Here is a 23,679-nt window from a genome sequence, read left to right as displayed (position 1 = left end):
TCACCGTGTCCGTGTCCGTGTCCGTGTGATGAGTTGGGCGAGCAGACGGGCGCGGGGGACCATCCGCGCGACCTCGACGTACTCGGTGTCCGCGTGCGCGCCGGCGCCCACGGCGCCCAGGCCGTCCAGTGTGGGGCAGCCCACCGCCGCGGTGTGGTTGCCGTCCGAGGCGCCGCCGACGGCGAGCCCGCGCAGCGGCTCCTGGCCCAGTTCGGCGGCGAGCCGGGAGGCGAGGGCGAACAGTTCGGCGGAGGACTCCGGTTCCATGGGCGGCCGTTGGCTGCCGCCCAGCACCTCCAGCCGGGCTCCGGGCGTCCGGGCGGTGAGCCCCCGTATGAGCTCGTCGACCCGGTCCTGCGCCGCCGGCGTCGGCACCCGCACGTCCACCGAGACGCGCGCCAGCGCGGGCACCGTGTTGCGCGTGCTGCCCGCCGACAGCAGGGTGGGCGTGACGGTCGGGAGGCCCAGGACGGGGTGGGCGCCGCCGACGGCACCCATCGAGGCACCGATACCGGCGATGGACAGCACCTGGTGGGCGGCCTCCACCGCCGCGTTGACGCCCTTCTGCGGTTCCTGACCCGCGTGGGCGGCCCTGCCGCGCACCACGACGTCATACCGCGAAGTGCCCTTGCGAGCGGTCTTGAGCGCACCCCCGGCGTCCGCGGCGGCCTCCAGTACGAAGGCGGCCACGCGTCCCCGCGCCGATTCCTCGATCAGCTCCCGGGAGGTCGCGGAGCCGACTTCCTCGTCCCCGTTGACCAGCACGCACACCCCGTCCGGGGAGGGCAGGGAGGCCAGTGCGTGGAACATCTGCACCAGGCCCGCCTTCATGTCCAGGACGCCGGGGCCGCGGGCGATCCCGTCGGCCACGGACCAGGGGTGGTGCTGGAGCGAGCCCATGGGCCACACCGTGTCGTGGTGTCCCAGCAGCAGGACCCGCGGGGTGCCGAAGGTCCACCGCAGATGGGTCGCACCGTCGATCACGATCGTCTCCGGCCCGGCCCCCAGCAGCCTCCTCCCCAGGGCGCCCACCACCTCGGCGCTGCGCGCCACCGCCGCGTGGTCGGCCGAGAAGGACTCGCAGCGCACGAGTGCCTCCAGATCGGCCAGCATCGCCGGCAACGCGAGCCCGGACCCCCGGGTCACCGGAGCCACCCCGTCCCAACTCCCCATGGCAGCAACACACTTCCCCCTCACGTCTGATGGGCCACTGGAGCGGCGGAGCCCCTCCCCCGCCGGGGCCCCGCCGCGTGAACGACGTTAGGGCGCCGCGAAGCATTCCGCCAGCGACTGGATTGCATGGAACCCATGCGCCGGAGGAATGTGTCGGGGGAGGATGACGGCCGGAGAGGGATTCTGGAGGCGCTGGGCACATGTTCGAGATCGACGCGCTACGGCTGCTCGTGGCCGTTGCCGGGACCGGATCGTTCACGAAGGCGGCGGTCCGGCTCAGCTACACGCAGTCCGCGGTGTCCCGGCGGATCGCCGCGCTGGAACAGCAGGCGGGCGGCCCGCTGTTCGACCGGCTCCCTCGGGGCGTACGGCTCAATCCCGCCGGCCGTACGCTGCACCGGCACGCCCTGGAGGTGCTCGACCGGCTGTCGCGGGCGGAGCGGGAGCTGGCCGTGCTGCACGCGGGGCACGGCGGGCTGCTGCACCTGGGCGCGTTCGCCACCGCCAACATCTCGCTGGTGCCCACCGCCCTGCGGGCGCTCCAGCACTCCTGCCCGGATGTCGAGGTCGTCGCGGTCGAGGGCTGGACCGACACGTTGATGGAGCGTCTCGCGGACGGGGCGCTGGACCTCGCCGTCGTCAGCGACTACCCGTCCGGTCTGCCGTCGGCCGACGGTGTCACGACGACCGTGCTGTGCGAGGACGAACTGTTCGTGGCTCTCCCGCGCGGGCACCGCCTGGCCGGAGCCGGGACGGTCGATCTGCGTGAACTGCGCGACGAGGCATGGCTGCACAGCGCGTACGGCGACCGTCCCACGATGCTCGCCGACGCCTGCGCGCGGGCGGGCTTCACCCCCAGGAAGATCATCCGGATCGCGGAGTGGACCGGGAAGTTCGGCTACGCGGCCGCCGGGCTCGGGGTGGCACTGGTCCCCTCGCTGGCCACCCGGGCGGTCCCCGACGAACTCGTCCTGTGCCGCCTCACCGATCCGGCCGTGCGCCGGACCGTCCACGTGGCGCTGCCCGCCGCCCCGCTGCCGGCGGCACTGACGCTGCGGGATCTGCTGCGCGACGCCGTTGCCTGAGTCCGGCGCGGGGACCGGCACGACCAGGCGGGCCGGGCGAACCCGGCCCGCCTGCTGTGGGGGGAACCCAGCTGGAGGAGAAACCTTTCTGCCCAGCGGGCGGATACCGTCAGGGAAGCTTGACCAGGGTGTAGTCGTCGCAGTAACCGGCCGCCGAACCGGCGTTCTTGTAGCAGTAGGCGGCGGCCGAGGTGGTGGTGGCGCCCGTGGTGAAGAAGATCGGCTGCTGGGCGTAGGACGTGGTCGAGGTCCGCAGGTACGTCTCCGTGCCGCCGAAGCTCTTCACGCCGACCGCGACCTCCTCACCGGCGGTGGCCGCCTTGGCCCAGGCGGCCAGCAGATAGGTGCCGCTGGAGGTGAGCCCGCTCGCCGTCTGGATGGCACCGCTGGAGCTGACCCCGGTCTGTAGCGCGTACGTGCCGGAGCGGGCGTTGGTCGCGACCACGCTGGACGCCGTACCGGTGCTCTGGGTCCAGGGGGTCAGGGCGCCGGTCTCGAAGCCCGGGTTGGTGACCGCGTTGGTGGCGGAGGACAGCGGCTCCACCGCGAGGTCGTCGCAGTAACCCGCCCCGCTGCCACCGGCGTTCTTCCAGCAGTAGACGGTGGCCGTCGTGCTGGAGGAGCCGGTGGTGAAGAGGACGGCCGCCTGGCCGAACGACGTCGTGGCGATGTTGGTGAACGTCTCCGTGCCGCCGAAGTTCTTCACACCGACCGCGAGGGTCTCGCCCGCGGTGGCGACCTTGGCCCAACCGGTCAGCAGATAGGCGGTGTTGGGGCTCAGGCCGGTCAGGGCCTGGTTGGCTCCGCTGCTGCTCGCCGTGGTGGTCAGCCCGTAGCCGCCGGTGCGGGCGCCCGCACCGGTCACGGACGAGGAGTTGCCACTGGCCTGGGTCCAGGGGCTCAGGGAGCCCGTCTCGAAGCCGGCGTTGGAGAGCAGGTTGCCGCCGGTGCCGTTGTAGGCGCCGATGTTGGGCGCGGCCGTCGCGGAGACCGTGTTGCCGAAGGCGTCCTTGCCGCCGTTGCCGCTGATGACGGCTCCGGCCCGGATCACCGGGGAGGAGGGGTGGACCTGGTAGGCGTTGGCGCCGGTGTACGAGGACGCGGTGCCCGCGTTGCCCGGGTTGCGGAACTCGGGGTCGGCCGTGACCTTCGCCGCGTCGGCGGGCTCGGAGGACGGGTGGGTGCCGTAGAAGAGGTTGTTGGAGTAGACGGATCCGGAGCTGGTGGTGAAGTAGCCGCCGGTGCCGTAGTTGAAGACCGCGTTGTTGCGGAAGGAGAGTGTGCCGGTGACGCTGCCGCCCCGGCGGGAGTAGAGGACCGGGGTGTTGAGGCCGCTCTTGTTGACGTAGATGCTGTTGTTGTAGATGAGCGGGACGGCGACCGAACTGCCGCTCTGGTTGGGGATGTTGCCGACGAAGTGGAAGACGCCGGTGCCGTGGGTCGGGGTGCCGGAGGTGGGGCAGCCCGCGTTGGTTCCGTCGTTCTCGCTGATGTTGTAGCGGATCACCGTGCCGTCGCTGGGGACGGTCGAGGTGGGCTCGTTGGCGATGGTGAAGGGGGGCATCACCAGCATGAAGCCGCCGAGGTTCTGGTGGCTGTAGTTGTACTGGAACGTGGTGTTGTGGTTGCCCCAGTCCACGTCGTAGCCGGTGCCGTCGGCGCCGTTGACGTGGCAGTAGACCTCGTTGTTCTGGACGACGGTGTTGGAGCTGCCGGACATCCAGATGCCGGCGGAGGCGCCGTTGCAGTACTGGCCGGAGGGCGGGCAGGTGTTCTTCGCGCCGCCGTAGCCGGCCTTGTTGCCGTCGATGAGGGCGCCGTCGTTCTTGACGACGAGGATGTCGTCGGCACCGTCGTAGGTCATGGTGTTGCCGCGGATGACCGTGCCCGTGGTCAGGCCGGTGCCCTGGCCGTCGCCGTCCGGGGTGACCGCGACGGCGATACGGTCGACGTGGTCGAAGGTGTTGTTCTCGACGACCACGTCGTCCCAGGTGGAGACGGGTGTGGTGTGGTCGGTCTGGACGCCGACGCCGGCGTTGGTGGCGTACCAGCCGCCCGCCCAGCCGCTGATGTCGTGGATGTTCATGTCGTGCACCCGGATGTGGTGCAGGACGCCGCCGGAGCTGTTCTCGGCGAGGACGCCGGAGCGGTACGCGGGCGAGGAGGCCGCGTTGGTGAGGGACAGGCCGCCGATCTCCCAGTACTGCTGGTTGAGGAGGTGGATGACGGGTCCGGTGGCGCCGGCCGCGTCGATCACCGGCTTGGCGCCGCTGCCGTACGACCCCATGGTGACGGGGCTGCCGGAGGTGCCGGAGCCGCCGGGGGTGAGCTGGCCGGTGCAGGTGGTGCCGGCGGCGAAGAGGATGCTGTCGCCGGCGGCGAAGGTGGTGGCGTTGACGCTGCTCACGGCGTTCCAGGGGCTGGCCTGGGTGCCGCTGCCGTTGCTGGCGGCCGAGCAGTTGACGTAGTAGGCGGTGCCCGCGGCCAGGGCGGTGTGGGCCGGGAGGAGGAGGGCGCCCACCAGGGTGGCGAGCAGGGTGAGGACCCGGGACGCCCGGACTCCCGGGCGGTCCGATCTGCGACGCTTCATTGCGGCGCTCCTTGCTGGGTGGAGTGTCCTCCGCGCCGCGGGATGCGACGCGGGTCTTCCTGCACCGGGCGGCCGGCCGAAGCGGGCCGGCCCGGGGACTGTGGCGGGGCGGCCGGTTTACCGCGGGGCGAGGGAGGTCAGCGAGGGCGCTTCGAGGACGGAGGCGTGGCGCATGCCCGACGGCAGGGCCAGGGCGACCGGCTCCCAGTCCACGCCGTCCTTGCTGCGGGCCGCCCCGTACCGCCCTTCGAGGTAGTGGTCGAAGATCATCACCAGTTCGCCTCCGCGCCGGAAGATCGACGGCCCCTCCACCACCGAGGGGGTGACCGGTCCCGCGGTGGCGGTGTACGGACCGCCGGGGGTTTCGAAGGTGGTCAGATGGATGTCCTTGTGGGCGGTGGCGAGGTCGTTGGTGCCGCGTTCGTCCTTGTAGGCCATGAGGAATCCGCCGCCCTCCCGCTCCCGCACGGTGGCGTCGATCACCGAGTGCCCGGGGTCGAAGAACAGGCCGGGCGCCGAGAACGCTCTGAAGTCCTCGGTGGTGCAGTGCCAGATGCGGTGGTTCTGGCCCACGTGCTCGAAGTCGCGGCCCTCGGCCGTGCTCCCGGCCTCGACGACCGACGACCAGACGAGGTGGTACAGCCCGGTCCCGCGGTCCAGGAAGAACTCCGGCGCCCAGGCGTTGAGGGCGCCCTCCACGCCGGCCATGCCTTCCAGGAGTTCCTGGTCCGACCAGGTGAGCAGGTCGGCCGAGGTGGCGTGGACGATGTGGGGGCTCGTCCAGCCGTCGGTGGCCAGCAGATGGAACAGACCGTCGGGGCCCACCCCGATGAACGGGTCCCGCAGCCGGCCGGTGCCGACCGTGCCGCGCAGCACGGGCCGACCGCCGTTCACCGCCGCGAATTCCTCGCCGTCGTGGCTGTAGGCCAGGTGGAGCGCCTCTTCGGCGTTGGTGAAGTAGGAGACCACGTACATCGGTGGAGGGTCCTTCCGGGACTTCAGGGCAGGGCGGTGCCTGCCCCTGGACGGTGAGGTCGTCAGGGGGGTCGGCGGGCAGGCAGGTTCAGGGGGCCGCTGCGGGGGTCGTCACTTGACCGCGCCGGCGGACATGCCGGCGACCACCTGGCGCTGGAAGAAGACGAAGATGACCAGCAGCGGCAGGACGCCGAGGAGGGCCGCCGGGAACAGGGTGGTCGGCTGCACCGTGTGCGGGTCGATGAACGAGTACGCGTTCACCATGACGGTCCGCTTGCCCGGGTCCTGGAGGAAGACCAGGGGCACCAGCAGGTCGTTCCAGATCTGCAGGGAGACGAAGGTCAGGAGCGTGCTGGTGACCGGGCGCAGCAGCGGCAGGATGATCGTGAAGAAGGTACGGAACGCGCCGCAGCCGTCGAGTGCCGCGGCCTCCTCCAGGTCGGCCGGGATGGAGCGGATGAAGCTGGTGTAGAAGAACACGGCGACCGGGAGGTTCAGGGCCGTGTAGATGAGGACGACGCCCGTGTAGGTGTCCAGCAGGTTCAGATCGCGCATCAGCAGGTACAGCGGGGCCACCACCACGAACACCGGCACGGAGGTGCCGAGGATGAACAGCCGGTACACCGCGGTGGACCAGTGCTGGGTGATCCGGGCGAGCGGATAGGCGGCGAGCGAGCCGATCACGGTGATCGCCACACACGAGAGGGTGGTGATGAGCAGGGTGTTGAGGGTGCTGGAGCCGTAGTGGATCTGGCTGAAGGCGTCGGAGAAGTTCTTCAGGGTCAGCGAGTGCGGGATGCCCAGCGGGGAGCGGGCCACGTCGGCCGCGGTGCGCAGCGAGGTGACGACCGTGAAGAGGAACGGCAGGACGAACAGCAGCGTGCCCAGGCAGAGCAGAGCGGTGCCGAGGCCGCCGGTCAGCCGGCGCAGCGGGTTGCCGGGCGCCCTGGACGTCGTACCCCCGGCGGGGAGGCGGGTGGCGGGCCGGGTCCCGGAGACCGACGGGACGTCCGGCGCGGTGGTGTCTGAAGTCATGGTGGCGATCCGTCAGATTCCGTGAGTTGCCGTCAGATGCGTCGGATACGTCAGATGCGTCGGATTCATCGGATTCCTCAGATGCGTCGTTCGCGCAGCCGGAGCAGGGAGGAGGTGGCGCTGGACAGGACGACCACCGTCACGAGGAGGACGACCGACAGCGCGACGCCGTAGGCGAACTTCCCGCCGCCGAAGACGTTCCGGTACACCAGCAGCGTCAGGGTGTCCGTGGCTCCGGCGGGACCTCCGTTGGTCAGGACGAGCGGGAACTCGAAGACCTTCAGCGAGCCGATGAGGCTGAGCGTCACGTTGACGGTGAGCGCGGGGGCGAGCAGCGGCCACTCGACGCTGAGGAAGCGCCGCCAGCCGCTCGCGCCGTCCAGGGCCGCGGCCTCGAGGAGTTCGGCGGGCATGCTCATGTAGCTGGCGAGGAAGATCGCGCAGGAGTAGCCGGTGAACATCCAGATGTTGACGGCGGCCACCGAGTACAGGGCGGTGGAGGTGTCGCCGAGCCAGACGTGGTTCAGACCGTGCAGGCCGACCAGGTCGAGGAGCGCGTTGATGCCGCCGGTGGGGGCGAAGAGATACGACCAGATGAAGGCGGCCATCACCGGGGAGATCAGCGTCGGCGTCAGCAGGACGACACTCAGCGCCTTGCGGACCTTCGGCCGGCGGAACAGCATGCTCGCGAAGAGCAGTCCGAGGCCGTTCTGCACGACCACGACGACGGCCGCGTACAGCACGGTGTGCCACAGGGCGGCGGAGACGGCCGAGTCGTCGGCCATGGCGCGGTACTGCTGGGTGCCGACGAAATCGGCGATCGGGCCGCCGAGGCTGTCGGTCATGCTCAGATAGACGCCACGGGCCAGCGGATACAGCATGAACACGCCGTACACGACGATCGCCGGAAGCAGGAAGGCGGCCATCGTGGCGCGCCGTCGGTGGAACACGGGGATCCTCCTCTTGCCCGGAAGGGCCGTGGGTGGGGGGCTGGGGGGCGGCGGGGGCGGTCGGTGAACCGCTGCCCCCGCCCCACCCCCCACCCGCCACGACCGATCAGGGGTGCCGGGTTACTTCGCGGACGCCGCGGTCTGGGTGTCCTTGAGGGTCTGCGCGGCGGACGCCTTGCCCAGCAGATAGGCCTGGATCTTGGAGCCGATGGCGGTCTCGGCCGCTGAGCCGTACCAGGAGTTGGACGGCATGATCCGGTAACGGCCGTCCTTGAAGGCGGTGGTGAAGGCCGTGGTCTCGGTGCTCTCCGGGGTCAGGCCGCCGGTGAAGGGCGACTCCGCGTGCTCGGCCTCGAGGTACTTGGAGAGGTTCTGGTTCTGCGACCAGAACTTGACGTACTCACGCGCCGCGTCGCTCTGCTTGGACTGGGAGTTGACGGCCCACATCGTGCCGGAGAAGAGCATGCCGTTGGGCTTGGTGCCCGCGGCGCCGCCCGGCCAGGGGGCGAAGGAGACCGGGAAGCCGGCCTTCTTGATGTTGGAGACCTGCCAGGCGCCCTGGTACCAGAAGGCGCTCTTGCCGGCGCTGAAGTCCTGCGGGCCCTGCGCCCACTCGTCGACGCCGAGTTCGTTCTTCCAGTCGACGTACCCCTTGTCCTCCAGGGTCTTCAGCTGCTCCAGTGAAGCCTTCCAGTCGGGGTCGAAGGAGGCCTTGCCGTCCAGGAAGTCGGCGTCCCACTTCTTGTTCTGCTGGTAGACCAGGGTCGATCCGGCGGCCTGGAAGACGGAGCTGCCGGTCCAGCCGCTCTTGTCGGGCAGCGCGATCGGGTCGATGCCGGCCTTCTTGACCTTGGCGAGGTCGGCGAGGAACGTCGGCCAGTCGGCGGGGACTTCGGTGATGCCCGCCTTCTTCAGCAGGTCCATGTTGGCGTACAGGCCGATGCCTATCAGCTCCATCGGCATGGCGAGCGTCTTGCCGTCGGACTGCGCGAAGGCCTTGGCGTCGGGGGTGATCCGGCTCGCCCACGACTCGCTGGACAGGTCGGCGAGGTAGCCGGAGGCGCCCCACTTCTTCATCTTGTCCGCGTCGACCATGATCACGTCGCCGGCCTTGCCGCCCAGCAGCTCCGGCTGGAGCTTCTGCGTGTAGGTGGGGTCCGCGGTGGTGTACTCGAAGTCGACCTTGATCTTCGGGTTGGCCTTCTCGAAGGCCTTGTTGATCTCCGCGACGTTCGCGGGCTCCGCTCCGCCGCCCTTCCACGCCTCCACGTGGAGGGTCACGGTGCCGTCGGCGGAGGCACCGGACGATCCGCCGCCGCACGCGGCCAGCGACACCGCCATGGCGGTGACCGTGGTGACGACCGCGAGACGTCTCCCAGAGCGCTTCATTGCACACCTCACCTGTCGGTACGCACCGACTAGTCATGTCCGAAGGGGTTTTGAGCCGTTCGGCCGGCACCGGGTGGGTACCGCACCGATACGTGCGAAAGGGGGCCGGTCGACCCGAGTTGCGGCGAACGTTACGCGCCGATGGCCGGGACTGTAACGCAAAACTTAGCTGACATCTATACGTAACTTTCCGTGGCCGACTTCATTGACGGCCGCCGCAACTTATCGTTAAAGTTTCCTCGACTGTGTGGCGAGGACGAGGGTGCGCGGGCTCTAATGTCAGCGCGGGCCTAGCGAAGGAGTTGGGGTGGCAGGGCGGGTGACCATCGCGCAGGTGGCCGAGGAGGCCGGTGTCTCCGCGATGACCGTGTCCAACGTCGTGAACGGCAAGCCGGGGGCGTCCGAGGAGACGCGGCGCCGTGTCATGGAGGTGGCCGGACGGCTCGGCTACCGGCCGAACGTCTCGGCACGCAACCTCAAGGCCGGCCGCAGCGGGCTCATCGGCCTGATCGCGTTGGACCTGACCAGTCAGTACGGACTGGAGATCCTGCGCGGCGTCGCCGACGAGCTGGCCAGCGTCGAGCAGGAACTGCTGGTCAACGCCTCGTACCACGACGCGGTACGGGAGAAGGACCGGATCGAGTTCCTGGCGCGCGGCCTCGTCGACGGGGTGCTCATGATCGCTCCCGTCCTGGAGGACGAGACGGTGCGGCTGCTGCGCCGGCAGAACCTGCCCTGCGTCATCATCGACCCGCGGCGCCTGGACGTACCGCTGCCCCGGCTGAGCGTCGACAACTACCACGGGATGCGCCAGGGCGCCCAGCACCTGATCGACCTGGGCCACACACGGATCGCCTATCTGCGCGGCGAGGAGGACCTGGAGAGCACGTCCATCCGCTTCCAGGGCTTCGAGGACGCGATGCGGCTCGCCGGGCTGAAGGTCGACGAGCAGCTGGTCGCCTCGTGCGACTTCTCCTACGCCAGCGGGTTCCGGGCCGCGTCCCGGCTGATCACCGATCACCGTCCGACGGCGATCGTCGCCGGTGCCGATCTGATGGCGCTCGGCGCCATCGACGCGGCGCGGGCGTGCGGCCTCACCGTGCCGGCCGACTTCTCGGTCGTCGGCTTCGACGACCTTCCGCAGGCCGCGCAGAGCTTCCCCGGGCTGACCACCGTGCGTCAGCCGCTGCACGACATGGGGCAGAAGGCGGCCCGCGCGCTGCTGTCCCTCATCGAGGGGCAGCGGCTGCTCATGGACCACATGGAGGTGGGCACCCACCTCGTGGTCCGCAACTCGACGGCACCGCCGTCCCACGACGGCAGGGCGCCCGGGGTGTAGGGCTACCCGCCAGGGCACCGCCATCGAACGGGCATCCGCTTACTCGGCCTGCTGCCAGCCCAACGCCCGCCGACCGTCAGGGCGCGGCGGTGGACGGTTCGCTGCCTCGGTCGCCGTGGACCTCGACGGTCACGGCGGAGCTGGTCGAGCAGGTGCGGCGGATCGGGTCCGGCCGGCCGTGTCTGGTCGTGGCGCACAGCATGGGCGGTGTCGTGGCGACCGCCGCCGCCGAGCAGGCGCCGGAACTCCTCGCCGAACTCATGTACGTGACGGCGTTCGCCCCGGTCAACGGCGTGCCCGCGGTGCAGTACACCTTCCTGCCGGAGAACGCGGGAGAACGCGTGGCGAGCGGTCTCTCGGCGGACCCGGCCGCGGTCGGTGCGCTGCGCTACGACACCGGCGACAGCGACCGGCGTGCCGCCGTCCGTGACACGTTCTACAACGACGACGTCGACGAGGTGACCGCCGAGCGGTATGGTCCGGTCCCGCACAGCTACGTCGTCTGTGCCAGGGACAACGCGATACGGCCGGACTTGCAGCGTCTCTTCGTCAGCGAGATCGACGCCCTCTCGGCCAAGCCGACGACGGTTGTCGAGTTCGACACCTCGCACTCGCCGTTCCTGTCACGGCCGGCCGCCCTCGCGGACGTCATAGCGGAACGGCTTCGGCCGTAGCCCGCCCCCCGAGCAAGCAGAACTCTGGTCGCCGGACTGTCAGCTTCTGCTCGTCCTGTGACCAACTCTGCTCACCTGAACCGGCAACAGTGGTTGGATGATTCAACTATGACTACGACGCCTCACCGGATCTTCATCGACAAGCAGAGCCCCAAGGCCTACCAGGCGCTGGTCCAGACGTCCGAGGCCGTGCGGGCGACCGCCGCCGACGCCGGTCTGGAACGCACCCTCGTGGAACTGGTCAATCTGCGCGTATCGCAGGTCAACGGCTGCGCATTCTGTCTCGACCTGCACACCAAGGCGGCCCTGCGCGCGGGCGAGACGACGCGTCGCCTCGGGGTGCTGGCGGCCTGGCGGCACACCGACCTCTTCACCCCACCGGAGCGCGCGGCCCTGGCGCTCGCGGAGGCGACCACCTCACCCTCCGACGCCGCCGCGCAGGACGCCGCGTACGCCGAAGCGCGGGAGGTGCTCGACGACGACCAGATCTCGGCCGTCATCTGGGTCGCGGTGACCATCAACGCGTTCAACCGGGTGTCCGTGATGAGCAGACACCCGGTGCGCTAGCACATCCCTACGACACCTCAGGCCAGAGCCGCCAGTGCCGGCTCCACCGCCCGGTGGAACGTCGGGTACGTGTAGATCATGTGCCGGAGCCGGTCGACGGGGACCTCCGCGTGGACGGCAACGTTCAGGCCGTAGAGCAGTTCGCCGCCGGCCGGGCCCGCCGAGGTCGCGCCGATCAGGACACCCCGGTCGGCGTCCTCGACCAGCTTGAGGAAGCCCTCGCCGCCCGGCCCGTGGATCCAGCCGCGGGTCGAGGAGGAGAGCCGGACCAGTGACGTACGGATCCGCAGACCCCGTTCGCGGGCCTGGCGCTCGGTGACGCCCACGGCCGCGATCTCGGGGTCGGTGAAGGTGACCCGGGGCAGGGCCCGGTAGTCCGCCTCGGGCCCCGGCTGCCCGAGGATGTCGCGGACGGTGATCTGCGCCTGGTACATCGACACATGCGTGAACGCCCCGCGTCCGGTGATGTCGCCCACCGCCCAGAGGCCGTCCGCCGCCCGCATCCGCCCGTCCGTCGGGACGGCCCGCGCCGCCGGGTCGAGCCCGACCGTCTCCACGCCGAGGGCGCCCAGATCCGCGTACCGTCCGGTGGCCACCAGCAGGCGCTCCGCGCGCAGTACTTCGCCGTCCACGTGGACGCCGAACCCACCGCCCTCATACGTGACCTGACGGGCCCTCACTCCGGTCAGCACGGTCACGCCGTCCGCCCGCAGCGCGTCCGCCGCCAACTCCCCGGCCTCCGGCTCCTCCTGGGACAGCAGCCGGTCCTGGCCCTCCACCACGGTGACCCGGCAGCCGAACCGGGCGAAGACCTGGGCGAGTTCGACGCCCACCGCGCCCCCGCCGAGGACGGTCAACGACCCCGGCAGCTCCTTCGCGGCCATCACGTCCCGGTTGGTCCAGTACGGCGTCTGGGCCAGGCCCTCGACAGGAGGGATCCGGGGGCGTCCGCCGGTGGCCAGGACGACGCCCCGGCGGGCCTCGAAGGTACGGTCGCCGACCGTCACCCGGCGCTCTCCTGCGAGCCGTCCGATGCCCCGGACCAGGCGTCCGCCCTTGGCCTCCAGACGTTCCGCGGCGACCTGGTCGTTCCAGTCGTCGGTGGCCTCGCGGCGGATGCGGTCGGCGACCCTCGACCAGTCCGGCCGCACGGTCGCCGGACCGGCCAGCGCGGGGGCCCGGCACGTCTCCGCCACCAGGTTCGCCGCCCGGATCATCATCTTGCTCGGCACACAGCCCCAGTACGGGCACTCACCGCCCACCAGTTCCGCCTCGACGCCCACCACGTCCAGACCGGCCTCGGCCAGCGAGCCCGCGACGTACTCGCCGCCCGGCCCCAGGCCGACGACGACCACATCCACGTCCACCTGTTCGTTCATGCCCACGCCTCTCGTACCGCCCTCGTGCGTACGACCGTCCGCCCGGCCGCAGGCCACCGACGCTAGGACCGCACGAGGCACCGGCCGTGCCCGTCAGCGCACGAGTCCGGACCCCACAGCGCACGCCCCGGCAAAGCCTTTGCGCGTGCCGTCGTCCGGATGGTGGGGTGGCACGGTGACCAACCACGACGAGGCGGCGGCTGTCCGGCCGTCGACCCTGGCTTGGGTGCGCCGACACCTGGATGTCGGCGAACGGATCGTCAGAACCGAGGCGCTGCACGGCGGCATCACTGCCGAAATGCGGAGGCTGACCATCGGCACGCCGGACGGAGGCACCCGTGACCTGGTGCTGCGGAGCTTCGTCGACGTGGAGCACGCCGAGGACTGGCTGGACAGGGAGGCCGGCGCCCTGACCCTGCTCACGGGGACCGACGTGCCGGCTCCTGGACTGGTCGCGGTCGATCCGACCGCCGCGCATTGCGCGTATCCATCGCTCCTGATGACCCATCTGACGGGCCGGACGGTCCTCGACGACGAGGGAGTGGAGGCGCGCATCCCTCTGCTGGCCCGTCAACTCGTGGCGATCCACGCGCTGCGACCCGCCGAACGGCCCCGGAAGTACGTGACGTTGACGACCGCCGACACCGTCGTGACTCCGAAGGGCGCCGACGCGGCGGCATGGGCCGCGGCGATCGACGTGATCCGGGGGCCCGCGCCGCCCCATGAAGGGCGATTCCTGCACCGGGACTTCCACCCCGGCAACGTGCTGTTCGAGGTGCCGCCCCCACAGCCGGCCGGTGCCCGGATCACCGGCGTCGTCGACTGGGCGACTGCCTCCTGGGGCCCGGCGGATCTCGATGTGGCGCACTGCTCCGCCAATCTCGCGCTGCTGCACGGCCCGGCGTGGGGTCTGCGGTTCGCCGAGGCGTACGAGGAGGCCGGCGGGGTGCTGGCCGCGGCCGCGAGCGAGCGGCTGTACTGGATGGTGCGGGACGGGCTGGCGTTCTCCGAGGAAGTGCGGTCGGTGTCGCAGCCATGGCGGGAGGCAGGGAGGACAGAACTGACGGCGCGAGCCGTGGAGGAGCGGCTGGATGCCTATGTCACCACTCTGATGGACACGCTGGGCTGAGCCAAGGCGGTCCGGGGCCGCGGGCACGGCGGCGAGCGCCGGGACCGCCGTCCACCTCCGGCGGCGGAGACGCCGCACACCCGTACGACGCACAGGAGGTACCTTGATGCCGCAGATCCCCAGCCCGGACGACTCCGAATCGTGCGTCGGACGCGATTCCCCGGAGTTCGTCAACACCGCCGCCTGGCAGGCGTACGCCGCTCACCACCTGCGGCGCGGAACGGTCCTGGCGGACGCGGAGCGGATCGACTGGGGGTTCCCCGGCGCGGGGCCGGACGAGGAGTTCCTCGGGGAACTCGGCGGGCGGCGGGTCCTCGACCTCGGCTGCGGGACGGGCCGGCAAGCCGCCCGGCTCGTGCGGGCGTACGGCGCCACCGTCGACGGGGTCGACTCCGCGCCGGGGCAGATCGAACGGGCCCGCGCGCGCTACGGCTCGCTGCCCGGGCTGCGGCTCCTCCACGCCGACGCCGTCGACCATCTGCGGTCCTCGGAGCCGTACGACGTGATCTACTCCGTCAACGCCTTCCCGTACGTCGATCCCCGTCGGCTGCTGCCGGCCCTGGCGACCGCGCTCACGCCGGGCGGCACGCTCTGCTTCTCGGTGCTGCACACCAACTCCCGTGGTGACGGGCCCACTTCGGAGATCGTCGCCCGCCCCGAGATCCTGCGGTTCGCGGGCGGCGGCGAGGCCACGGTCCGGATGTGGGTGCTCGCGACCGACGTGTGGGAGGGACTCCTCGCCGAGCACGGGCTGCACATCGAGCGCGTCGAGTCCGTCACCGCACCCGCCGATCGGACGAACCCCGCCTCCTACCGTGTGTTCCGCGCCCGCCGCCCCCTGCGGATCTCCACCCGTCCACGCACCGCGCGTCCGCCCGTCGCGCACGCGGCGATCGGGGTCGGGGCCATCCTGTACGGCCCCCGTGGGCTGCTGCTGGGCCGTCACCGGCGCGGCACCTGGGAGCTGCCCGGCGGGACGGTGGAGCCCGGGGAGTCACTGGAGGAGACGGTCGTGCGGGAGCTGCGGGAGGAGACCGGGCTGCTGGCGGAGCCCTCCGACGTACGTCTGCTCGGGCACAGTCTGGACCGGGTCGAGGGGGTCGTACGGATGACGGTCGGCGCCGTCGTCGAGCGCTGGCGGGGCGAGCCGGGCGACCAGCCGGGCGAGAGTGTGGGCGACTGGCGCTGGTATCCGCTGGACCGTCTGCCGCCGGCCCTGTTCGTGTGCAGCGCACAGTCCCTGACGGCTTGGCGCCCGGACCTGCCGATCGACCACGCGCCGGTCCGCTTCACCGCTTACGCGCCGGCTCCCGGCGCACCCGAATGACCGACAAATACCCTTGCGGTCATGTGACTTATCACCCGTTCTTGTGATGCCCCCGCCTCACCGTCCGGCCCTTGGCACCGTTGTCCTGAGAAAGTTGCGGCCCATCACTACGCAGGGGCGTCTGTGACACCACATCAGAACTGGTCCGGGGCACGCAGGACGACGTTTGCGCTGCTCACGGCACTCGGCACACTGGCCGGAGCGAGCATCGCGGGGGCGGGCCAAGCTGCCGCCGCCGACACCTGGACGACCGTGGCGGCGGGCGTGACATACCGTCAGTACGACGTGCCGGCCACGGCCGGGGTCACGCATGCGCATGTACTCAACGTCGACCTCACCAACTCCCATGTGCGCGTCGGGCTGTTGTACCCGGGGAAGGTCGCCTCCCGCGCGGCCGTGTCCGCGCTGGCCAACGGCCAGAACGCGGTCGGCGGTATCAACGGCGACTTCTTCAACATCTCCGAGACCCAGCATCCCGGCGTCAGCCCGACCTACTCCAGCGTGGGCCCGGCGGTCGCCGACGGCAAGGTGCTCAAGAGCGCGGTGCCGAACGGACAGCGCTTCGGGCCGAAGATGCCGCCGGGCACCGACACCAGGGCCGTGGTCGGCGTCGGCACCGACGGCCGGGCCCGGCTGGACACGCTCTCCCTCACCGGCACGGTCACCCGCTCGACGCAGCGGCTGGCCCTCGGCGGGCTCAACCAGTACGCGCTGCCGGTCGGTTCGGTCGGCGCCTTCACCTCGGACTGGGGCACCGCCTCGCGCAGGCGGGCCACCTGCGGCACGGACGCCAAGCGGGCCGACCCGTGCAGCTCCGAGACCTACGAGGTGACGGTCAAGGACGACCGGGTGGTGTCGGTCTCGACCACCCCGGGCAGCGGGGCCATCGCCGCGGACACCACGGTGCTCGTCGGACGGGAGGCCGGCGCGGAGAGCCTCGAACAGTTCAAGCTGGGCGACACCGTGACGGTGCGTCAGGGACTGGCGTCCGGGTCGGGCACCGCCTTCGGCTTCGCCGTCGGCGGCTCCCCGGTCCTGGCGGGCGGCCGGCCGCTGGCGGGACTGAACCAGACCGCCACGACGGTACGGACCGCCGTGGGCATCGGCGACGGCGGCCGACGGGTGTTCCTGCTCGCGCTGGACGGCGGGTCCGCGTACCGCAAGGGCATGACGGTCGCCGAACTCGCCGCCGCCCTCCAGAGCCTCGGCGCGACCGAGGGGTTCAGCCTGGACGGCGGCGGCTCGTCGACCCTGGTCGCCCGGCCCTCGGGTTCGACCAGGGTCACGGTCCGCAACCATCCGTCCGACGGTACCGAACGTCTGGTGTCCAACGGCGTCGGCGTCTTCAGCCAGTAGCCGTCAGCAGCCGTACGGCACCCGCAGCACCCGCAGCGGCCTCACGGGCGAAGACCGGCGACGATGTCGGCCGTCGCTGTGAGGCCGCTGTTGATGGTGGGCGCGATGCTCGAGCCGGCCAGGAAGAAGCCGAGCAGCAGACAGACCAGCGCGTGTGACACCTTCAGCCCGCCGCTGCGCGTGAAGACCACCGCCAGGATCAGCAGCAACAGCACCACGGAAATGGAAACGAACACGTCGACCTCCTCCGCCACGTCCGCTTTCGCGGCATTCGGCCGCAAGTGTGGCGTAACGGAGGGTTCGTCCGTGCGGCTGACCCGTCCGCCGAACGGGTGGTGTTGCCTAAGCCGTCCGATGGCTGTCGAGGAAGGCTTCCAGGCCGGCCAGGTCGTCGGTGTTGAGGTAGTCGACGTCGGCGGCGAGGAGTTCCGTCCACAGGGCGTCGCGCTCGGGGCCCGCGAGGTCGGGGGTGGCCCAGAAGCGGACCTGCTGCCCGCGTGCGTGTGCCGTGTCCACGATCCCGCGCAGCTTCCGCCGCTCCGCTGCGGGGAAGGTACCGGCGCCCAGCCAGGTGAAGTTGAGCGTCCAGTTGTCGGAGATCAGTGAGGCGAACGAGGCCTCGCTGGTGCCGAGATCGGTGAGGCGTCCGTCGTAGAAGGCCCGGCGGACGGTCTGCGCCTCCATGGGGACGCGGGCCGCGCGGTCGCCGGAGATGACGGCGGTGACCGGGCCGGGGTGGACCCGGCCGTGGGCGTACGTCGTGAAGAGGTGCCGGTGGCGCTTGAGCTGCTCGTCGAGCGCGAGGTAGGTGGCGGCGCCCTCGGTCTTGATGTCGATGAGCAGTTGCAGCGGCTGCCGGTAACCCCGGTACACGGAGCCGTGGTTGGCCTTGACGCGCGCGGCGAGCGGGGCGAGGTAGAGCGACTCCAGGGTGCGGGTGGGGTCGAGTTGGTCCGCGGAGTGGGCGATGAGGAGTTCGCCGTCGACGAGGAAGATGTCGGCCTCGACGCTGCCGAACCGGTGGTCGAGGGCGTCGAAGAGGGGGCGGGGGTGCTCGTAGTCGTTGTGGGCGTGGGCGCGCCGCAACGGGCGGGGGCCGTGCTTCCGGCTGTCGGCGAACGCACTGCCGGCCGGCGGGGCGAGGACGGCGGCGAGCGTGGCGCCGAAGGTGGTGAGGGCACCGCGGCGGGTGATGAGGGCCATGTTCTGCCTCCCTGTGGGGCGGGTCGGAACCACAGGGAGTATGAGGCTGTCCGGGCTCCAAAGAACCTGTACATGCCAGGAGTTGGCCGGAAGGCCGTCGCTTGTTCACTCCTTCCGCGCAGCCGCACGGAAAAGCCCGCCCCAGGTGGGGCGGGCTTCACCGAATCACGGTCACGGTCACGGGGACCGGAGGTCGACCAGTTCGGCCAGCGCCTCCCGGTGGGCGCCGGCCGTTCCGTACGCGATCGAGTCGGCCTTGGCCCGCTTCAGGTACAGATGCGCGGGGTGCTCCCAGGTCATGCCGATCCCGCCGTGCAACTGCACCGCCTCCTCGGCGGCGTGTAGGGCGACCCCCGCCGCGTAGGCCTGGGCGACGGCCACCGCCACCTCGACGTCCGTCTCCGTGGCGAGCGCGTCGGCGGCGTTACGCGCGACGGCCCGGAGGTTGACGGTCTCCAGCCACAGCTGGGCGAGCCGGTGCTTGAGCGCCTGGAAGCCGCCGACGGGCCGGTTGAACTGCTTGCGCTCCTTCAGATAGCGGACCGTCTCGGTCAACGTCCAGTCGGCCAGCCCGAGTTGCTCGGATGCGAGCAGTCCGGCACCGGCCCGCAGGGCGCGGCGGACGGCGGGTCCCGCGTCGCCGAGGCGGCGGCCGGGGGCACCGGACAGAGTGACGGTCGCGAGGGGGCGGGTCAGGTCGAGGGACACCTGCGGGGTGACCGTCACAGCGGCGGCTTCGACCGCGTACAGGCCGCCGTCGTCCGCGGGGACGAGCAGCAGGTCTGCGGCGGCCGCGTCGGCGATGCCGGTCAACTCACCGTGCAGGACTCCGTTTTCGAGTCGTACGGTCGTGAAGGCGGCGCCCGGAGTGGTGTGCAGTCCGACCGCCAGCGCGCCGATCGACGTGGCGGACGCCAGCCGGGTGAGCAGATCGTCGGCTCCGCACTCCAGCAGCGCCTCCGTGGCGACGACGGCGCTCGTCAGATACGGCACCGGCGCGACGGCTCGCCCCAACTCCTCCAGGACCACGGCGACTTCGCGGTGGGTGGCGCCCTGGCCCTCCAGTTCCTCCGGGATCAGCAGGCCCGCGAGGCCCATTCCGTCGGTGAGCGCCTTCCACAGCGAGAGATCGTGCGGGGCGTCCGACTCGGTGCGCGCGATGACTCCGGCGGGGTCGCAGCGGTCGGCCAGCAGGTCCCGTACGGCGGCCCGCAGCGCCTCTTCCTCCTCGGAGTAGAGAAGATCGGCCTGTGTGCTCATCGGGACAGGTCCTTCCACGCGACGTCCTTGTCGGTGCGCGGCTCGGAGGGCAGCCCCAGGACGCGCTCGGCGACGATGTTCAGCAGGACCTCGCTGGTCCCGCCCTCGATGCTGTTGCCCTTGGAGCGGAGGTAGCGGTAGCCGGCGTCGCGCCCGGTGAAGTCCACCAGTTCGGGGCGGCGCATGGTCCAGTCGTCGTACAACAGGCCCTCTTCGCCGCGGAGTTCGACCTCCAGGCCGCTGATCTCCTGGTTGAGGCGGGCGAACGCGAGCTTCATGCCGGCGCCCTCGGGTCCGGGCTGGCCGACGACGAGCTGCTGACGCAGGCGTTCGGCGGTGAGCCGGGCGGCCTCGGCCTCGACCCACAGCGTCAGCAGCCGCTGGTGCAGATCGTGGGTGCGCAGTTCGGGGCGCTCGCGCCAGGTCTTCGCGACCGGGCCGATCATGCCGCCCTCGCGGGGCAGCCGCATACCGCCGATGGCGACGCGTTCGTTGTTCAGCGTGGTCTGCGCGACCCGCCAGCCGTCGCCGGTCGCGCCGAGACGGCGGGAGTCGGGGATCCGGACGTCGGTGAGGAAGACCTCGTTGAACTCGGCCTCGCCGGTGATCTGGCGCAGCGGCCGGACCTCGACGCCGGGGTCGGTCATGTCGCAGACGAAGTAGGTGATGCCCGCGTGCTTGGGCACGTCCGGGTCGGTGCGGGCGATGAGGATGGCCCAGCGGGCGAGATGGGCGCTGGACGTCCACACCTTCTGCCCGTTGACCACCCAGTCGTCGCCTTCCCGCACGGCCCTGGTGCCGAGGGCGGCGAGGTCGGACCCGGCGCCCGGCTCGCTGAACAGCTGGCACCAGACCTCCTCCCCCACCCACAGGGGCCTGAGGAACCGCCGCTTCTGCTCCTCGGTGCCGTACTTCAGGATCGTCGGCGCGGCCATGCCCAGGCCGATGCCGATGCGGCGCGGGTCGTTGTCGGGGGCGCCGGCGGCCTCCAGCTGGGCGTCCACGACGATCTGGAGGGAGCGCGGGGCGCCGAGTCCGCCCAGGCCCTCCGGGTAGTGCACCCAGGCGAGCCCGGCGTCGAAGCGGGCCCTGAGGAAGTCGAGGCGGTCGGTGGTGGCGGGCGGGTGCGCGGCCAGCAACTCGGCGGTGCGGCGCCCCAGTTCAGCGGCGTCGGTCATGCCGCGGCTCCGTTCCCCGAGACCGGCACGATGGTGACCCGGCCGGTGGTGACCCCGTCGGCGACCCGCTGCACGGCCGCCGCGGCTCCGCTCAGCGGCACGCGCTCGCTCACCAGCGGCTTGATGGCACCCCGGGTGGCCAGTTCGGTGAGCTGTTCGTGGCAGTGCCGGACCAGTTTCGGGTCCTTGGTGTTGTACAGGCCCCAATGGAGGCCGAGGATCGCGTAGTTCTTCACCAGGGCGTGGTTGAGCCCCGGGCTGGGGATGGAGCCGCTCGCGAAGCCGACGACCACGATCCGGCCCTCGAAGGCGACGACCTTCGTGGACTGCGTGTACGCCTCGCCGCCGACGGGGTCGTAGACGACGTCCGCGCCCCGGCCGCCGGTGGCCTCCTTCACCGCGGCGACGACGTCCTCTGCGCGCCGGTCGACGACCACGTCGCAGCCCAACTCCCGTGCCACGGAAACTTTTTCGGCGCCGCCCACGACACCGATGACCCTCGCCCCGGCCGCCTTCCCGAGCTGAACGGCGGCGCTGCCGACGCCTCCCGCGGCAGCGTGGACGAGCAGCGTCTCGCCGGCTTCGAGCCCGGCCCGCCGGTGCAGGCCGAACCAGCCGGTCTGGTAGCCGATGTGCAGCGCGGCGGCCTCGGCGTCGTCCAGCACGTCCGGCGCGGGCAACAGACCGACGGCGTCCGCGACGGCGTACTCGGCGAAACCGCCGTACGGCAGCGCGGGGTTGGCGATCACGCGGCGGCCGTCCTCGGTCTCGCCGCAGATCTCCACGCCCGGGGTGAAGGGCAGCGGCGGGCGGACCTGGTAGTGGCCCCGGCACATCAGCACGTCCGGGAAGTTGATGTTGGCGGCCCGCACCTTCAGCAGCACCTGGCCGTCGCCGGGAGTGGGCCGCTCCACGTCCTGGAGCCGCATCACCTCACCGGGCTCGCCGTTCTCGTGCACTTGCCATGCCTGCATGCGGTGCCTCCACGGGACTGCTGCGTCCGACCCTGGTCCAGGGCATACTAAGCGGTCGCTTGCCGATCGGGAAACAGTCGGGGAACAGTCGGGTCCGTCACGCCCGCGTAGGCCGCGCCCGTACGTGCATCCGCTCGCCCTGCGGACCGAACAGGCTCAGGAACTCCACCGGCCCGTCCCCCGTCGACCCGAACCAGTGCGGTACCCGGGTGTCGAACTCGGCCGCCTCCCCCGCCGTCAGCACCACGTCGTGCTCGCCGAGCACACACCGCAGCCGCCCGGACATCACGTACAGCCACTCGTAGCCCTCGTGGGTGCGCAGCTCCGGCTCCTCCTCGCTCTGCGGCACCAGCACCTTGAAGGCCTGGAGCCCGCCGGGCTGCCGGGTCAGCGGCCAGAAGGTGCGCCCGTGCCGCACGACGGGCTTGGCCCGCACCCTGGGGTCCCCCACCGGCGGCGCGCCGACCAGTTCGTCCAGCGGCACCTGATGGGCCTGCGCGATCGGCAGCAGCAGCTCCAGGCTGGGTTTGCGCAGCCCGGACTCCAGCCGGGACAGCGTGCTGACGGAGATGCCGGTCGCCTCGGACAGCGTCGCCAGGGTCACCTCCCGCTCCTTCCGGATCCGGCGCAGTCGGGGGCCCACTTCAGCGAGAACGTCGTCGGCACTCATACCCCGTATTGCAGGATCGGCAAAGACGTTTGTCAATCCCGAAGGGTCCGGGGCACGGTCTCGGTGGAGGTGGTCACCATGACCGATGCGGACGTACACGCATACGAAGTGATCGTGATCGGCGGCGGTGCGGCGGGCCTGTCCGCGGCCCTGGTCCTGGGCCGGGCCCGGCGCCGGACACTGGTCGTCGACGCGGGCGAGCCGCGCAACGCGCCCGCCGCCCATATGCAGGGCTATCTGACCCGGGACGGCATGCCGCCCGCCGAGTTCCTCGCCAAGGGCCGGGAGGAGATCGCGCGGTACGGCGTGGAGCTGGTCCGGGACCGGGCGGTGGCGGCCCGCAAGGCTGAGGACTTCGCGGTCGATCTGGCCGGCGGCAGGACCGTACGCGCCCGGCAGCTGGTCCTCGCGACCGGCCTCAAGGACGAGCTGCCCCCGGTCGAGGGCGTCGCCGAGCGGTTCGGCCGGGATGTGCTGCACTGCCCGTACTGCCACGGCTGGGAGGTCCGCGACCAGGCGTTCGGCGTGCTGGCGACCACGCCGCTCAGCGTGCACCAGGCGCTGATCGTGACCCAGTGGTCGAAGGACGTGACGTTCTTCCTGCACACGGTCGCCGAGAAGGAACTGGCCGACGACGACCTGCGCCGGCTGGCGGCGGCCGGGGTGCGGGTCGTACCCGGCGAGGTGGCCGGGCTGACGGTCCAGGACGACCGGCTCACCGGGGTCCGGCTCGCGGACGGGAAGTCGTACGACCGCGAGGTCCTGTTCGTCGCGCCGCGCGCGGTCCCGCAGAACGGCCTGCTGGAGCAGCTGGGCGCGGAACTGGCCGAGTCGCCGTTCGGCGCGTACCCGGTCATCGACGCACGCGGCCTCACGACCGTCCCCGGGCTGTGGGCGGCGGGCAACGTCTCCGGCTTCGCCGAACAGGTGGTGAACGCAGCCAGCCGCGGCTACCGCGCCGCCGCAGCAATCAACGGGGAACTGCTGCTGGCAGACCTGAACGCGGCAATCACCCCCGAGACAGCTGACACGACTCACGGGGCCGAGACACCTGACACGGCTCACGCGGTTGAGACGGCTCAGGGGACTCAGGGGGCTCAGGGGGCTCACGGGGCTGAGGCAGCTGAGTCGGCTCACGCGGCTGACGCGACCGTCGCGACCTGAGAGGCCTCCGCGCTGTCGCCACCGACAGGACCGACGCCCCCGTCCCGCCGACTCGCGCCGTCCCGCCCAGCCGCCCGACCGGGGCATCGGCCGACCCGGGGCGGCATGCCGGGTGGCCCGGATGGCCCGGACAGCCGGGGGCCCGGGCGGCTCGGGGGCCCGGTGGCCCGGTGGCCGGGGCGGCCCGGGTGAGCGGGCGGCCCGGTGGCCGGGGCGGCCCGGGGGCCCGGTGGCCCGGTGGCCGGGGCGGCCCGGGTGAGCG

At 71.4% G+C, this 23,679-nt stretch carries 21 protein-coding genes; 8 read left to right on the top strand and 13 right to left on the bottom strand.

Features of this window, described 5'->3' with window-relative positions; genetic code table 11:
- On the bottom strand, positions 1-1,113 hold the full coding sequence (locus ACFPIH_RS53090) for a M20 family metallopeptidase (protein WP_381169210.1): 1,113 nt from the start codon (positions 1,111-1,113) through the stop codon (positions 1-3).
- 260 nt (positions 1,114-1,373) lie between these two features.
- Here ACFPIH_RS53090 and ACFPIH_RS53085 point away from each other — a divergent pair, with 260 nt between their 5' ends.
- Positions 1,374-2,258: a LysR family transcriptional regulator gene (locus ACFPIH_RS53085; protein WP_381168924.1), complete on the top strand. Its 885-nt coding sequence runs from the start codon at positions 1,374-1,376 to the stop codon at positions 2,256-2,258.
- A gap of 109 nt (positions 2,259-2,367) precedes the next feature.
- Here the strand turns inward: ACFPIH_RS53085 and ACFPIH_RS53080 are convergent, their stop codons facing one another.
- The 5 genes from ACFPIH_RS53080 to ACFPIH_RS53060 form a co-directional block, all read right to left on the bottom strand.
- The gene (locus tag ACFPIH_RS53080; protein ID WP_381168926.1) at positions 2,368-4,848 is read right to left on the bottom strand and encodes a carbohydrate binding domain-containing protein; all 2,481 of its coding nucleotides are present in this window, start codon (positions 4,846-4,848) and stop codon (positions 2,368-2,370) included.
- 117 nt (positions 4,849-4,965) lie between these two features.
- Positions 4,966-5,823 carry a glycoside hydrolase family 43 protein gene (locus tag ACFPIH_RS53075; protein WP_381168928.1) on the bottom strand — a complete coding sequence of 286 codons (858 nt, stop codon included), beginning with the start codon at positions 5,821-5,823 and terminating at the stop codon, positions 4,966-4,968.
- A 111-nt stretch (positions 5,824-5,934) separates the two neighbouring features.
- The gene (locus tag ACFPIH_RS53070; protein WP_381168930.1) at positions 5,935-6,858 is read right to left on the bottom strand and encodes a carbohydrate ABC transporter permease; all 924 of its coding nucleotides are present in this window, start codon (positions 6,856-6,858) and stop codon (positions 5,935-5,937) included.
- Positions 6,859-6,935: 77 nt separating this feature from the next.
- Positions 6,936-7,808, bottom strand: a complete 873-nt coding sequence (locus ACFPIH_RS53065; protein WP_381168932.1) for a carbohydrate ABC transporter permease — start codon at positions 7,806-7,808, stop codon at positions 6,936-6,938.
- Between the two features lie 120 nt (positions 7,809-7,928).
- Entirely contained in the window at positions 7,929-9,197 is a 1,269-nt protein-coding gene (locus ACFPIH_RS53060) for an ABC transporter substrate-binding protein (RefSeq protein ID WP_381168934.1), read from the bottom strand.
- 307 nt (positions 9,198-9,504) lie between these two features.
- Here ACFPIH_RS53060 and ACFPIH_RS53055 point away from each other — a divergent pair, with 307 nt between their 5' ends.
- From ACFPIH_RS53055 to ACFPIH_RS53045, 3 genes are all read left to right on the top strand, one after another.
- A complete protein-coding gene (locus tag ACFPIH_RS53055; RefSeq protein WP_381168936.1) occupies positions 9,505-10,536 on the top strand; it encodes a LacI family DNA-binding transcriptional regulator in 1,032 nt (343 codons plus the stop codon).
- Between the two features lie 89 nt (positions 10,537-10,625).
- Complete coding sequence (locus tag ACFPIH_RS53050) at positions 10,626-11,210, top strand: alpha/beta fold hydrolase (protein ID WP_381168938.1); 585 nt, start codon at positions 10,626-10,628, stop codon at positions 11,208-11,210.
- 108 nt (positions 11,211-11,318) lie between these two features.
- Positions 11,319-11,777, top strand: coding sequence for a carboxymuconolactone decarboxylase family protein (locus ACFPIH_RS53045; RefSeq protein WP_381168940.1), 459 nt, complete (start codon positions 11,319-11,321; stop codon positions 11,775-11,777).
- A 17-nt stretch (positions 11,778-11,794) separates the two neighbouring features.
- Here ACFPIH_RS53045 and ACFPIH_RS53040 read toward each other — a convergent pair whose 3' ends face one another.
- The gene (locus ACFPIH_RS53040) at positions 11,795-13,156 is read right to left on the bottom strand and encodes a dihydrolipoyl dehydrogenase family protein (protein ID WP_381168942.1); all 1,362 of its coding nucleotides are present in this window, start codon (positions 13,154-13,156) and stop codon (positions 11,795-11,797) included.
- A 175-nt stretch (positions 13,157-13,331) separates the two neighbouring features.
- Here ACFPIH_RS53040 and ACFPIH_RS53035 point away from each other — a divergent pair, with 175 nt between their 5' ends.
- The 3 genes from ACFPIH_RS53035 (at position 13,332) to ACFPIH_RS53025 (ending at position 16,968) form a co-directional block, all read left to right on the top strand.
- Entirely contained in the window at positions 13,332-14,285 is a 954-nt protein-coding gene (locus ACFPIH_RS53035) for a phosphotransferase family protein (protein WP_381168944.1), read from the top strand.
- 106 nt (positions 14,286-14,391) lie between these two features.
- Positions 14,392-15,612 (top strand): bifunctional class I SAM-dependent methyltransferase/NUDIX hydrolase, encoded by a 1,221-nt coding sequence (locus ACFPIH_RS53030; RefSeq protein WP_381168946.1) that lies wholly within the window; start codon positions 14,392-14,394, stop codon positions 15,610-15,612.
- A gap of 123 nt (positions 15,613-15,735) precedes the next feature.
- A complete protein-coding gene (locus tag ACFPIH_RS53025; protein WP_381168948.1) occupies positions 15,736-16,968 on the top strand; it encodes a phosphodiester glycosidase family protein in 1,233 nt (410 codons plus the stop codon).
- 41 nt (positions 16,969-17,009) lie between these two features.
- Here the strand turns inward: ACFPIH_RS53025 and ACFPIH_RS53020 are convergent, their stop codons facing one another.
- The 6 genes from ACFPIH_RS53020 to ACFPIH_RS52995 form a co-directional block, all read right to left on the bottom strand.
- Complete coding sequence (locus ACFPIH_RS53020) at positions 17,010-17,204, bottom strand: hypothetical protein (RefSeq protein ID WP_381169212.1); 195 nt, start codon at positions 17,202-17,204, stop codon at positions 17,010-17,012.
- A 106-nt stretch (positions 17,205-17,310) separates the two neighbouring features.
- A complete protein-coding gene (locus tag ACFPIH_RS53015; protein ID WP_381168950.1) occupies positions 17,311-18,171 on the bottom strand; it encodes a phosphatidylinositol-specific phospholipase C/glycerophosphodiester phosphodiesterase family protein in 861 nt (286 codons plus the stop codon).
- Positions 18,172-18,348: 177 nt separating this feature from the next.
- On the bottom strand, positions 18,349-19,431 hold the full coding sequence (locus tag ACFPIH_RS53010) for an acyl-CoA dehydrogenase family protein (protein WP_381168952.1): 1,083 nt from the start codon (positions 19,429-19,431) through the stop codon (positions 18,349-18,351).
- Positions 19,428-20,609 carry an acyl-CoA dehydrogenase family protein gene (locus tag ACFPIH_RS53005; protein WP_381168954.1) on the bottom strand — a complete coding sequence of 394 codons (1,182 nt, stop codon included), beginning with the start codon at positions 20,607-20,609 and terminating at the stop codon, positions 19,428-19,430. The genes ACFPIH_RS53010 and ACFPIH_RS53005 overlap by 4 nt, the downstream gene beginning before the upstream one ends.
- Positions 20,606-21,583 carry an NADPH:quinone oxidoreductase family protein gene (locus ACFPIH_RS53000; protein WP_381168956.1) on the bottom strand — a complete coding sequence of 326 codons (978 nt, stop codon included), beginning with the start codon at positions 21,581-21,583 and terminating at the stop codon, positions 20,606-20,608. Before ACFPIH_RS53000 ends, ACFPIH_RS53005 begins: the two co-directional genes overlap by 4 nt.
- Positions 21,584-21,680: 97 nt before the next feature.
- Positions 21,681-22,253 carry a helix-turn-helix domain-containing protein gene (locus ACFPIH_RS52995; protein WP_381168958.1) on the bottom strand — a complete coding sequence of 191 codons (573 nt, stop codon included), beginning with the start codon at positions 22,251-22,253 and terminating at the stop codon, positions 21,681-21,683.
- Between the two features lie 78 nt (positions 22,254-22,331).
- Between ACFPIH_RS52995 and ACFPIH_RS52990 the strand changes: the two genes are divergently transcribed.
- Positions 22,332-23,417, top strand: a complete 1,086-nt coding sequence (locus ACFPIH_RS52990; RefSeq protein WP_381168960.1) for an NAD(P)/FAD-dependent oxidoreductase — start codon at positions 22,332-22,334, stop codon at positions 23,415-23,417.
- Positions 23,418-23,679 lie beyond the last annotated feature (262 nt).

The organism is Streptomyces vulcanius, from assembly GCF_042653945.1.
In the GTDB taxonomy this organism is placed as follows: Bacteria; Actinomycetota; Actinomycetes; order Streptomycetales; family Streptomycetaceae; genus Streptomyces; species Streptomyces mangrovi.
The sequence above is the reverse complement of the archived record's forward strand: the minus strand, read 5'-3'. Positions and strand labels throughout refer to the sequence as shown.

Bases quoted from the DNA above. Each gene is read 5' to 3' on its own strand.
- ACFPIH_RS53070 (WP_381168930.1), bottom strand. From the start codon at position 6,858: ATGACTTCAGACACCACCGCGCCGGACGTCCCGTCGGTCTCCGGGACC.
- ACFPIH_RS52995 (WP_381168958.1), bottom strand. From the start codon at position 22,253: ATGAGTGCCGACGACGTTCTCGCTGAAGTGGGCCCCCGACTGCGCCGG.
- ACFPIH_RS53085 (WP_381168924.1), top strand. From the start codon at position 1,374: ATGTTCGAGATCGACGCGCTACGGCTGCTCGTGGCCGTTGCCGGGACC.
- ACFPIH_RS53015 (WP_381168950.1), bottom strand. From the start codon at position 18,171: ATGGCCCTCATCACCCGCCGCGGTGCCCTCACCACCTTCGGCGCCACG.
- ACFPIH_RS53090 (WP_381169210.1), bottom strand. From the start codon at position 1,113: ATGCTGGCCGATCTGGAGGCACTCGTGCGCTGCGAGTCCTTCTCGGCC.
- ACFPIH_RS53080 (WP_381168926.1), bottom strand. From the start codon at position 4,848: ATGAAGCGTCGCAGATCGGACCGCCCGGGAGTCCGGGCGTCCCGGGTC.
- ACFPIH_RS53005 (WP_381168954.1), bottom strand. From the start codon at position 20,609: ATGACCGACGCCGCTGAACTGGGGCGCCGCACCGCCGAGTTGCTGGCC.
- ACFPIH_RS53040 (WP_381168942.1), bottom strand. From the start codon at position 13,156: ATGAACGAACAGGTGGACGTGGATGTGGTCGTCGTCGGCCTGGGGCCG.
- ACFPIH_RS53045 (WP_381168940.1), top strand. From the start codon at position 11,319: ATGACTACGACGCCTCACCGGATCTTCATCGACAAGCAGAGCCCCAAG.
- ACFPIH_RS53000 (WP_381168956.1), bottom strand. From the start codon at position 21,583: ATGCAGGCATGGCAAGTGCACGAGAACGGCGAGCCCGGTGAGGTGATG.
- ACFPIH_RS52990 (WP_381168960.1), top strand. From the start codon at position 22,332: ATGACCGATGCGGACGTACACGCATACGAAGTGATCGTGATCGGCGGC.
- ACFPIH_RS53010 (WP_381168952.1), bottom strand. From the start codon at position 19,431: ATGAGCACACAGGCCGATCTTCTCTACTCCGAGGAGGAAGAGGCGCTG.
- ACFPIH_RS53030 (WP_381168946.1), top strand. From the start codon at position 14,392: ATGCCGCAGATCCCCAGCCCGGACGACTCCGAATCGTGCGTCGGACGC.
- ACFPIH_RS53075 (WP_381168928.1), bottom strand. From the start codon at position 5,823: ATGTACGTGGTCTCCTACTTCACCAACGCCGAAGAGGCGCTCCACCTG.
- ACFPIH_RS53060 (WP_381168934.1), bottom strand. From the start codon at position 9,197: ATGAAGCGCTCTGGGAGACGTCTCGCGGTCGTCACCACGGTCACCGCC.